Raw genomic sequence first — 11,180 nt, 5'->3', positions numbered from 1 at the left:
TTCGGAGTGATCATGGAAGAGCTTCTGGTGTTCGGCGGATCGGGCAGCCGCCGGCTCACCGCGGCCATCTGCCGGCACCTCGGCGTCGAGCCCGGAGCGGGCGAGGTCATCCGCTTCTCCGACGGCAACCTGTTCGTCAAGGCCAAGCAGAACGTCCGCGGCCGGCACGTCTACGTCGTGCAGTCGACGGTCTTCCCGACCAACGACAACTTCATGGAGCTGCTCTTCTGGATCGACGCGTTCAAGCGTGCGAGCGCCGCCTCGGTGACCGTGCTCATGCCCTACTTCAGCTACGCCAAGGCCGACAAGAAGGACGAGCCTCGCGTGTCCATACGTGCGCGCGTCTGCGCGCAGGCGATCGAGGTCGCGGGCGCGGCGCGGGTCGTCACCATGGACCTGCACGCGCCGCAGATCCAGGGCTTCTTCACCCTGCCCGTCGATGACCTGTACGCCCTGCCGCTGCTCGCCGAGGCGATCGGCGACGCCGACAGTCTCGTCGTCGTCTCACCCGACGTGGGCTTCGCCAAGCAGGCGCGGAAGTTCGCCACCCGGCTCGGCGCGCCCCTCGCCATCGCCGACAAAGAACGCGTCGACCACAGCGAGACGGCACGCGTCATCGACCTGATCGGTGACGTCGAGGGCCGCGACGCCGTGATCGTGGACGACTTCACCATCACCGCCGGCACCCTCGTCGAGGTCGCGGAGGAGGTCATCCACCGCGGCGCGCGCAGCGTACGCGCGGCGGTGACACACGGGGTGTTCACCGGCAAGTCGATGCAGCGCCTGGACGCCAGCCCGATCGAGCGCCTGTACGTCACCGACACCGTGGAGAACCAGCCGGTCACGCTGTCGGAGAAGGTCGAGACGGTCTCGGTCGCCCCGTTGTTCGCCGAGGCGATCGGCCGCATCCACCGCCGCGAGAGCATCAGCGTCCTGTTCGAGTGACCGGCGGCCCGTATGGGTGACCGGCGGCCCGTATGGGTGACCGGCCGTCCGTACGGGTGACCGGCCGTCCGTACGGGTGACCGGCCTGCCGTACGGGTGACCGGCCTGCCGTACGGGTGACCGGCCGTCCGTACGGGTGACCGGCCTGCCGTACGGGTGACCGGCCTGCCGTGCGCGCACGGCAGGCCGGGCCTGTTACGAGGAGGCGCCCGCCATGCAGACGACCCGGTGGTATCCGACCGCCCAGCGGGTCTTGGTCGGGGTGAAGAAGGTCAGCTCGACCTGGCCCGGCCGCTTGTGCGTGGCCTGGTAGCGCTTGGTGCAGCCCTTCTGGGCCTGCGACTGCACGGCCGTGTTACCGGGCCATGCCTGCGCGGGGAGGTTGAAGAGCGCGAACACCTTGTCGCTGTTCGGCGTGCTGCACGGCTGTGCCTGGACGTCCGTGACCTCGTTGCCGGCCGAACGCGCGATGCAATCCCCGACTCGCAGCTTGTCCGGTCCCGCCTTCTGAGTCGTGTTGATCTGCCCGGTGGCGTCCCGCTTGGGTTCGGGCGACTTGGCCAGCTGGGTGACCGCGATCCCGAGGCCGACCGCCCACAGGATCGAGAGCACGAGGCCGGCGACGGCCAGGCCGGTGCCCTTGTCGCCCTTGCGGCGGGTGCGCACCAGGGCGACCAGGCCGAGGATGAGGTTCACCGGGATGGTGATGACCAGGAAGCCCGCGATGCCCAGGACGAATGACGTGATCGCCAGGCCGTTGGTGGAACGCCGGTGTGATGCCGCGGCGTACCCGTCCTGGTGGGGCGGGTATCCCCCGGGTTCGGTGGTGGGGGTGGGGTATGACATGGCGGAGCGTTTCCTTCCGGCTTCCTGATTTTTCACATGCGTGCGGACCCGTTCGTGGAAGACGCGGCGGTGCGTCGTTTGGATATCGGTCCGCGGCCTTTATCGGCCTACGGGAGTAATGCTGCTTCAGCCGTGTGCCGGATCTCTGTCGTTATGCTGTAGCTCATTGCGCTTTGACTGCCGTGCAGTGCGTTCTGACTGCCGTGCGACTGTCGGCCCAGCTCACGCGGGCGCCGCGCGGAAAGGAACACTCGTGACCGTGCCGGGAAGTACTCTGCGCTTTGCGCTCCTCGGGCCGCTGCGCGCCTGGCGGGATGACACCGAACTCGACCTCGGGCCGAGCAAACAGCGCGCCGTGCTCGCGGTGCTCCTGCTCAACGCCAACCGGCCCACGCCCACATCGAAGATCATCGACGCCGTCTGGGGCGAATTCCCGCCGGAGAACGGCGTGAACGTCGTTCAGAAATACGTCGCGGGGCTGCGCCGGATTCTCGAGCCCGGCCGCTCCCCGCGTACGCCCGGTCAGCTGCTGGCCCTGGACGAGGCCGGGTACACCCTGCACGTGCCGGCCGGCGGCCTCGACATCCACGTCTTCGACGATCTGGTCGGGCGGGCGCGGACCGCACGGGCGGCGAACCTCGCCGCCGACGCCGCGGACCACCTGCGGGCCGCGCTCGCGCTGGGGCGCGAGGAGCCCCTGGCCGGACTGCGCGGCACCTACTTCGACACCGTACGTGAGCGGCTGACCGACGACCGGGCGGCCGCGTTCGAGGAGGCCACGCGGATCGAGCTCGACCTGGGCCACCACGACCGGCTCGTACCCGAACTGAGCCGGCTCGTCGCGGAGTACCCGCTGCGCGAGCAACTGCGCTACCTGCTGATCCTCGCGCTCTACCGGGGTGGCCGGCAGGCGGAGGCCCTGGCCGCGTACCAGGACACGCGGCGGTTCCTGACCGAGGAGTTCGGTGTCGAGCCGGGCGAGCGGCTTCAGCAGTTGCACATGTCGATCCTGCGATCCGACCGCGCCCTGGTGCCGGACGACGTATCGCCTCCACCTCCGCCCCCGCCACCGCCAGCGCCTCCGTTCCCGCCGCCGTACGCGCCCTACGCGCCGTACGTGCCCCCGGTCACGCACCTGGCCGAGGTACGCCGTCGGCCGTTGCCGCTCAGGATCATCGCGATCGCGGTACCGCTGATCAGTCTCGGCTTCGTCAGCTGGGCCGTGATCGCCTACTTCGCGGCACGTCGCCGCAGCCCGTGGCTGTGGCTCGCCGCGGCCGGATATTTCCTGCTCATGATCGTCTTCGGCTTCACCACGAGCGATGATCCGAACTCGCGGTGGGAATGGATAGCCGTCCTGGCGATGCTGGTCGCGATGGCCGGCGGGTCGGTGCACACGGCACTGCTCCTGTCCGCGCCCGGCACGCGACGCCGGCAGACCCGGCCCGACTACGACACGTCGCGCTCGCTGGAGCTGCGGATCCGCAGGGAGCAGGCGTTCACCCTGCTCAACCACCACCCGCACATCGCACGCGAGCTGTGCATCGGACGGCCCGATCTGTCGCGGGTGTTCAACGACGGCGGCCTGGTCGACATCAACGCCGTACCCGAGCACACGCTCGCCGCCTTGCCGGGCGTCACCGTGCTCCAGGCACAGCAGATCGTGGCACGCCGCCGGGCCGCGGGCGACTTCGGCTCCGTGGAGGACCTCGTCACGTCAGGTCTCCTCCCGCTGCCGACCGTACGCGCCCTGTCCGACGTACTCATCGTCATCGACGGCACGACCCCACCTCGCCTGCCGACGCCCGAACGCCTGGGCGAACTGCGACCCTAGGGCCTCCCCTACGTCCTCGGTCTGGAGCCTGCCCGGTCTGGAGCCCACCCACCTGGAGCCCACCCACCTGGAGCCCACCCGCCCGGGGGTGCCATCCCACTCTCATTGTCCAGCGACAACAGCGGCGGGCGAAAGTAGAGCGGGGTTCTGTGGATAACCCCGGGGTGTCGCCGCCCAGGCGGCGTCACACGGCCCACGCGGCGCCGCACGGCACAGACGGCGCCGCACGGCACAGACGGCGCCGCACAGACGGCGCCGCACAGACGGCGCCGCACGGACGGCGCCGCACAGACGGCGCCGCACGGACGGCGCCGCACAGACGGCGCCGCACGGACGGCGCCGCACGGCAACAGCATGACTATGAGACCGACCCTAAGCGTCGTACGGTCTGCCGAGGACCGCACCCGGGTGCTTCGCCCGCGTCGTGCTCAGGAGGCACGGCCTCGACAGCCTGGGCGTGTCTCAGGACCCGGAAGTCACCTCGGGGAACAGTTCGTTCTCCAGCAGGGTGACCAGTTCCGGGCCGATTGTGGGGCGCGCGAACATCGCCTGCGGCGCGAGGCCCGCGGCGTCGCCGATTCTGGCGAGTTCCGTCCTCAGCGCGGAGATATCACCTTTCGCGGACTTGCGCAGGGCGGAGAGTACGAAGATCGACCGCCACTGGGAGTGGGAGAGGTTGACGTCAGCGCTTGTGCCATCCATGATCCACCGACGCCCACGCTGCCACTCTTCGCCTTTCGCCTCCCAGTGCGCGTAGACGTGTCCACCGCCCTTGGTCATAGGAAGATCCACGGCCCAGCCGACCCCGGCCAAATCGTCCGCCGGTTTGGTCATCACAGGCACCTCGTCGAAAAAATGGTCGGAATTGTCCCACTGGTAGCTGCGCAGGCGGGCGAGGATTTCCGCCAACGCACTGCCGCTTGCGACGTAGACGACGAGGGCATCGCGACAGGTGATCAACAGTTCATGGTCGGCCAGCTTGGACCAGACGATCGGCGGATTCCCGTCCAGCAGGCCGCGGTAGACGGCGACCGCGTGCTGGGGCCGGGGGTTGAGGTAGACGCGATACCTGATATCGCCTTCGTTCCGCTGCGTTTGCAGCGGATAGCCGAAGACGTAGCTTTTTATATTCTTCGCCGGAGGTATGGCGACTTTTCCCTCCAAGAGCAGTACGTCCCGAACATACGCATCTGCCGTATATGTACTGGCGTTGGTGATGATTTTCTCGAACGACATCCTGTAACAGCTGTTGCAGAAATCCTCGTGGTCCTTGAAGGTGATCGCCCGGGAGACAGTATGGACGATCCTCAGGAATCGGTCGACGTCCGGCGGAAAAATGTCCGAACGGTCGCCTGGGTTACGGGCGTCTTCTTCGAGTTCCTGAAAAATGTAGGACCGGACGACCTGGGCCCGAGCCGTCTCTTTATCAAGCGGCAAGATCCTGGCACCACGCTTACCGCCGACATTCGGTTGCTCGATCAACTCGGCCCCCATTGCCATTAAAAAGAATTTTGGGCTCCATTGCACACCTCACCCTGATCATCAGCAAGGCACCCCTGTGGCAACCGCCGTTCTCGTCCGGATCCGGCCAGCGCGTTCCCGGGACGAACCCACGAGGCGTGGACACGTTCTCCGAAGCCGCGGACCCAGGCGTCAGTCCCGGCGGCGCATGGGATGGTCGCCGGGCACCTCGACGACGCAGATCCTCAACCCGTCGGGGTCGGCGATCCACATCTCGATGAGCCCCCAGGGCTCGCGTCTCGGCTCGCGCAGCACGCGTACGCCGTCGAGCTCACGGCGCGTCGTCTCGATGTCGCGCACCTGGAGCCACAGCTCGATCCCCTCGGCGGGCGGCGCGTCGGCGTGCCCGGACACCTCCAGGTAACCGCCGCCGATGAAGAAGACCGTCCCCGTGCCTGCCGGTGTCGCGAACTCCCGGAAGATCGGCAGTTTCAGCGTGTCGCGGTAGAACGCCCGGCTGCGCTCGAGATCGGTCGGCCGAAGCAGAACCCGGCTGGCGAGAACCTCCATGACGCCACCGTACGAGACCCGCCCGGCGACGGACCCAATCCGCCGGGCGTGCCGCAACGAACTCCTCAAGCGCGGCCCGGGCGGCTGGGTGTACGGCCCCGCCCGGGCCGCGCCCGATCCCCTCCCGCGCAACACACCCCGGTCGCGGCCGGTGGGCGGTGCCCGAGCCGGGGAAGGAGTCCTCTACGGCCGGAAAACGCCGATGGTCATAGGGGGCAGGCATGCCGGACGAGCTGGAACAGTTGACAGGCTTCGTATACGAGATCGGGCTTCTGAAGCGCTACAAGCGCACCGGCTGGCTGATCGCCGGGGTGAGCGACCCCGAGAGCATCGCGGATCATTCGTTCCGCGCCGCGGCGCTCGCCTCGATCGTGGCCGCGATGGAGGGGGCCGACCCGGAGCGTGCGGCGTTGCTCAGCCTGTTCCACGACAGCCAGGAGACGCGGCTCACCGACATTCCGTACCTGGCCAAGGCGTACGTCAAGCGGGCGCCCAACGAACAGGTCACGGCCGAGCAGACGCGCGGCCTGCCTCCGCCGGTCGCCGAAATGATCTCCGGCAGCGTCGCCGAGTACGAGGACAAGACCAGCCTGGAGGCTCGCTGCGCGCGCGACGCCGACAAGCTCGAGTGCCTGGTCCAGGCGGTGGAGTACCGCGAACAGGGCAACCAGAACATCCAGCCCTGGATCGACAGCTCGCTCGCGGCCCTGCAGACCGCATCGGCCAAGAAACTCGCCAACGAGGCCCTGCGGAGCCGCTCACTCGACTGGCTCGACCGCTTCTTCAACGGCGACGACACGGCGCCGATCGGCGAGTAGGCCGCCAAGAAACGGCCGGCATCTCAGGCGAGCGAGGGTGAAAGGACGGAGGCGGGGCTCAGCAGGTCCGCCCTGCTCGCCATGTGCTGGTCCAGGTCCTCGATCCGCCACCTCGCGTTCAGCAGGGAGGGCAGAGCGGGATGCGGGCCGGGCAGGCAGAGGCGTACGCGGTCGGCGTCGAAGGTGCCGAGGGCGGCGGTGAGTGTCGCGGCCGGGTCGTGGTCGTCCGCGGTGACCAGGTGGATCACGCGTCCCGGCTCGGCCGCCCCGGCCGCGACGACCGTCCCGCCGTCCCGTACGACCAGACCAGCGGCGCCGGGCCTGGTCGCCCAGTAGGCGTAGTCGGCGGCGCGGTCGCGCCCGTTCAGGTCGAGCTCCGCGACCCCCGCGTCCTCGACCGGGACCCGCTCGGCGAGCAGCACGTGGGAGCGGACCGGCGGCGGCCCGCTCAGGTAGAGGAGGGGCCAGCGCGGGATCATCCCGTGCCGTACGTAGAGCGACATCGCACGGGGGTCGCGTGACGCGAAGGTGGAACGCTCGCCGGGCCCGTCGAGCGCGACCTCGAGCAGCCGCCCGCCGGCACCCCCGCCATGCCGGGCCGGGTCGACGAACAGATCGCACAGCATCGTGAGTCCGTCGGCCTGACGGATGCCGCAGTACCCGGCAGGCTTCCCGTCCACCTCCGCGACCAGGAACCGGCCGTTGTTGCGGAGATGAGAGACATAACGCGGATCGCCACCGTCCGGTTCGTCATTGGCACGCGCGATCTCGGCGACCGCCGGCAGGTCCCCATCGACCACGGGTCGTACGTCCATGGCCGCAGGTTACGGCGTCACGGCGGCGCGGATCGCGGCGAGGTAACCCGCGAGGAGCGCCTCCGCGGTGCGGCCGATCATGCGGTCGGGGGGCAGGAAGCCCTCGTGGTGCAGGCCGGGGGCGTCCGCGGCGTCCGGTGGCGCGGTGCCGATGAACAGCATCAGGCCGCGCGTGACGCCGCAGTAGTGGGAGAAGTCGTCCGCGCCGTAGGAGCGGAACGCGTCATCGGTCTTCACTCCCGACGCGATCAGCCGGGTGGCGGCGCCGGCGGCCAGCGCCGGGTCGTTGACCAGCACAGGCTCGCCCGGGGCGAACCTCACCCGGCCCTCGCAGCCGTGCGCGGCGGCCGTGTGGTCCACGATCTCGCGGATCAGGTCGGCGGCGACGGCACGGTCGGCGTCCCGCATCACGCGTACCGTGCCGCGGGCGGAGGCCGTCTCGGGGACCACGTTCACCGCGGATCCGCCGGCGATCTGGCCGACCGAGCAGACCGCGCCGCGTACCGGGTCGAAGCGCCGGCTCGCCACCTGCTGGACGCTGACCACGATCTGGCAGAGGGCCAGGACCGGGTCGCGGGCCACGTGCGGGTAACCGGCGTGGCCGCCCACGCCCGTGACCGTCACCTCGAACTCGTCGGTGGCGGCGTTGACCGGGCCCGGGGTGACCGCGACGACGCCGTCCGGCAGGCGCGGCTGAAGGTGTGCCGCGATGATCGCCCGTACGTCGTGCTCGCCGAGGACGCCGGATCGCACGATGTCCTCGGCGCCCGACGGTGAGCTCTCCTCCCGCGGCTGCAGGACGGCGAGGATCGGCACCTTCACCCCGATGCGTTCGGCGGCGCGGCAGACCGCGACGAGCGCCGCGAGGTGGACGTCGTGGCCGCAGGCGTGCATGGCGTTCCCAGGTGAGGCCCAGGGCACTCCGGTGCGCTCGACGATGGGCAGCGCGTCCAGCTCGGCCCGCAACGCCACGGCGGGGCCGTCGTCGCCGATCCGCACGACCCGCCCGGTCCCGGCGATCGCGCGTCCCGGTCCGGCGTCGAGGGCCCGTACGACCTCGACCGTGGTGTCCGCCTCGTCGCCCGACAGCCGCGGGTCGGCGTGCAGCCGGTGCCGCAGCGCGATCGCGCCCGGGAGTTCGTCGGCCACGGCAGCGCGCAGTTTCAGGTGGAGTTCGTCCAGTTCGTCCATCAGCGCTGTTCCAGACCGTAGACGCGGCGGGCGTTCTCTCCCCCGGCCAGCCGCGCGATCCGGGCGGCGTCCTCCTCGGTCCACACCCCGTCGTCCAGACCGGTTCGTAGGTGGTCCGACAGGCCCTGGCGGAACAGCAGGGAGCCGAGGTGGTACAGCTCCGCCAGGCCGAACGCGTCGGAGGAGAACAGGAACTTGCCGTACGGGGCGAGCTCGAGCGTCTCGGCGATCAGCGCCGGCGCCCGGTGCCCGACGTTGTGGGTGGCCAGCCCCACGTCCACGAAGACGTGCGGGAACACCTGCGCCAGGTAGCCGGCGTGCCGGTGGAACGGATAGTTGTGCAGCAGCATGATCGGCGTCCCGGTCGGCTCGACCGCGCGGATCAGGTCGGTCAGCAGCAGAGGGTCGCACCGGTGCAGGTCGACGTCGGCGTCGCCGTACCCGACGTGGAACTGGATCGGCAGCCCGCGGTCGACACCGCACCAGACCAGGAAGGACTGGAGCGTCGGGTCGGCGAGCCGTGGGGCGGCGCCGGCCTCGATCGAGGCGAGCCAGCGGCCGGCCGCCGCCGTGACCTCGGCGTCGCCCGGCCGCTCGCCGGGCAGCGCCAGCCCCACCCGGTACGCGGCGATCGACTTCAGCCCGACGGCCGAGGCGGTGCGCTCCCGCAGTCGTTCGCGGAAGGCCTCGGCGAAGCCGGCCGCGCCCGGCCCGACCGCGGCCACCTCTTCGGCGACCTGCTCCAGCCGTACGATCTCGTGCGCCGTCGCGCCGGCGAGCGCGCCCATCTCGGCGAGCGGTAGGACCGCGCCGGGCGCGAACCCGGTGTCGAGGCAGAGCGCCTCGGCACCGGCCGCCTGGAGGAACCGGCGGTTGACCTCGGCGGCGCCGAGGTCGGCGCGCCGCGCCAGGTAGTCCTCGGGCGAGGCATGCGGCGGCAGGTCGAGCACCGGCGCACACCAGCGGCGTACGGCGAAACCGATCGCCGAGTCGAAGAGCGTGCCGCCGAGCGGGCCGGGGGCCTCGGCCTCGGTGAGCAGGGACTCGAACTCACTCCGGTCGAGATCGCCGTCCACCACGCTGTGGCAGTGGTGGTCGACGAGGCTGAGGGTCTCGACGCAGGGCAGGAGAGGGGGCACTCGGTCGTTCGTCCTTCCGTATGGGGATGTCTCAGCCGCTCGTGTCCGGTGCGGCGACCGGCCCGGCGGAGGTGTTCTCGCTCAGGCTGATGCCTTCGTTCTCGGCCAGTGCCCGGCCGAGCCGCCGGGAAACACCCGGTGCGACCAGCACCGCGACCACGGCGATCAGCAGCCAGCCGCCCGAGACGATCGGGAACCAGCGCGGCGGCCCGGAGGAGGGATAGGGGATCACGTTGCGGTAGAGGGTGTAGCCGAGGATCAGCAGGGCGGCCAGCGGTATGACGATCTGCCACATGGGCACGGGCATCCTGCGCTGCACGAACACCAGGCGGATGGCCCCGAGGGTGGTCAGCACGTACGCGACGAGGAGGATCAGGGTGCCGATGGTGCCGGACCAGATGAAGGTGTCCTCGGCCTCGGCCGAGAAGAAGGCCACGCAGACCGCGATGATCAGCGCCATCCCCGTCGCCACGATGCCCGCGGCGATCGCGGGCGTGCCGGTGCGTGAGACCCGGCCGGGCCCACGCCCGCCGGAGGTGTCGCGCGAGAGCGCGAACAGCAGCCGTGAGGCGCCGACCATGCAGGCCAGGCAGCACCCGAAGGCACTGATCGCGGCGCCGAGCGTGATGATGTGACCGACCCAGGAGCCGACGTAGGAGCTGCCGAGGTCGCCGAGGAGCGAGGGGGACTTCCCGAACGCCGCGACGCCCTTCGCGTCCGCGCCGAAGCCCATCATCTCCACCGCGGTGACCACGGTGAAGTACACGCCGCCGAAGATCGCGGTGCCGAGGATGGCCCGGGGGATGTCGCGCCGGGGTTCGGCCGCCTCCTCGCCCAGTGTCGCCGCGGCCTCGAAGCCCGCGAAGGACAGGAAGCCGAAGACCACGCCGAGGAACAGCGCGGACGTGCTCGTGCCGGGCTGCACGGCGAACACGCTGAGCGTGAAGCCGTGGTCGTCCGGCGCCGAGCCGGAGACCAGGCGTACGAGGATGATGGCGCTGACGACGAGGATCAGCGCGACGGTGGCGCCCTCGACGCTGAGCAGGATGGTCGTGCCGCGCTTGGCCGGGGAGATCGTGAGCGCCAGGGCCAGCGCGAGGGCGACCGCCACCAGGATGAACGGCGCCCAGCTCGGCGGGTGCGGCCACACGCCGATCTCCTGGAGGAACGCGGTGCCGAAGATGCCGGTCGCCGAGGAGGTCACGACGCCGTAGAAGATGTAGGTGCCGAGCAGACCCCAGCCCGCGACGACACCGGAACGCGCGCCCAGCGTCGCGCCGACGAACGCGTACACCGAGCCGGCGTGGTGGTAGTACTGACAGAGCCGTACGAAGCCGTAGGCGACCAGCAGGACGGCCACGCCGGCGAGGAGGAACGCCAGCGGTACGGCACGGCCGGCGGAGGTGACGGTCCCCTGGGGATTGATGTTGGCGGCCATGCTCGGGGCCATGAGCGCGACCGAAAGTCCGACCGCCTGCCAGACGCTCAGCGTCCGGCTCAGCCGTGGACCGGAAGATGTCGGAGTCGGCATGTCACTCCTCTCGACGCGATCGTCGTGTGG

At 70.2% G+C, this 11,180-nt stretch carries 10 protein-coding genes; 3 read left to right on the top strand and 7 right to left on the bottom strand.

Annotation, left to right across the window (positions count from 1 at the left end; genetic code table 11):
- Positions 1-12 precede the first annotated feature (12 nt).
- On the top strand, positions 13-945 hold the full coding sequence (locus tag FB559_RS17715; protein WP_221640068.1) for a ribose-phosphate diphosphokinase: 933 nt from the start codon (positions 13-15) through the stop codon (positions 943-945).
- Positions 946-1,140: 195 nt separating this feature from the next.
- Here FB559_RS17715 and FB559_RS17710 read toward each other — a convergent pair whose 3' ends face one another.
- A complete protein-coding gene (locus FB559_RS17710; protein ID WP_141956648.1) occupies positions 1,141-1,791 on the bottom strand; it encodes a DUF4190 domain-containing protein in 651 nt (216 codons plus the stop codon).
- Positions 1,792-2,044: 253 nt separating this feature from the next.
- Here FB559_RS17710 and FB559_RS17705 point away from each other — a divergent pair, with 253 nt between their 5' ends.
- A complete protein-coding gene (locus FB559_RS17705) occupies positions 2,045-3,625 on the top strand; it encodes an AfsR/SARP family transcriptional regulator (RefSeq protein WP_185792273.1) in 1,581 nt (526 codons plus the stop codon).
- 462 nt (positions 3,626-4,087) lie between these two features.
- Here FB559_RS17705 and FB559_RS17700 read toward each other — a convergent pair whose 3' ends face one another.
- Together FB559_RS17700 and FB559_RS17695 are read right to left on the bottom strand one after the other, a co-directional pair.
- A complete protein-coding gene (locus FB559_RS17700; RefSeq protein WP_141956646.1) occupies positions 4,088-5,125 on the bottom strand; it encodes a hypothetical protein in 1,038 nt (345 codons plus the stop codon).
- Positions 5,126-5,278: 153 nt separating this feature from the next.
- Positions 5,279-5,656 carry a VOC family protein gene (locus tag FB559_RS17695; protein WP_141956645.1) on the bottom strand — a complete coding sequence of 126 codons (378 nt, stop codon included), beginning with the start codon at positions 5,654-5,656 and terminating at the stop codon, positions 5,279-5,281.
- A 221-nt stretch (positions 5,657-5,877) separates the two neighbouring features.
- Here FB559_RS17695 and FB559_RS17690 point away from each other — a divergent pair, with 221 nt between their 5' ends.
- Positions 5,878-6,474: an HD domain-containing protein gene (locus FB559_RS17690; protein ID WP_141956644.1), complete on the top strand. Its 597-nt coding sequence runs from the start codon at positions 5,878-5,880 to the stop codon at positions 6,472-6,474.
- Positions 6,475-6,497: 23 nt separating this feature from the next.
- On the opposite strand, the gene FB559_RS17685 is transcribed toward FB559_RS17690, so the two are convergent.
- Genes FB559_RS17685 through FB559_RS17670 form a run of 4 tightly spaced genes read right to left on the bottom strand, consistent with a single transcriptional unit; the run spans position 6,498 to position 11,150 of the window.
- Positions 6,498-7,289 (bottom strand): GNAT family N-acetyltransferase, encoded by a 792-nt coding sequence (locus tag FB559_RS17685; protein ID WP_141956643.1) that lies wholly within the window; start codon positions 7,287-7,289, stop codon positions 6,498-6,500.
- Between the two features lie 9 nt (positions 7,290-7,298).
- Entirely contained in the window at positions 7,299-8,480 is a 1,182-nt protein-coding gene (locus FB559_RS17680) for a M20 metallopeptidase family protein (protein ID WP_141956642.1), read from the bottom strand.
- Positions 8,480-9,619, bottom strand: coding sequence for an amidohydrolase family protein (locus tag FB559_RS17675; RefSeq protein WP_141956641.1), 1,140 nt, complete (start codon positions 9,617-9,619; stop codon positions 8,480-8,482). The genes FB559_RS17680 and FB559_RS17675 overlap by 1 nt, the downstream gene beginning before the upstream one ends.
- Before the next feature lie 31 nt (positions 9,620-9,650).
- Positions 9,651-11,150 (bottom strand): APC family permease, encoded by a 1,500-nt coding sequence (locus FB559_RS17670; protein ID WP_141956640.1) that lies wholly within the window; start codon positions 11,148-11,150, stop codon positions 9,651-9,653.
- Positions 11,151-11,180 lie beyond the last annotated feature (30 nt).

Origin of the sequence: Actinoallomurus bryophytorum (assembly GCF_006716425.1) — a bacterium.
GTDB lineage: Bacteria > Actinomycetota > Actinomycetes > Streptosporangiales > Streptosporangiaceae > Actinoallomurus > Actinoallomurus bryophytorum.
This window is presented reverse-complemented; position numbering and strand designations above follow the sequence as displayed.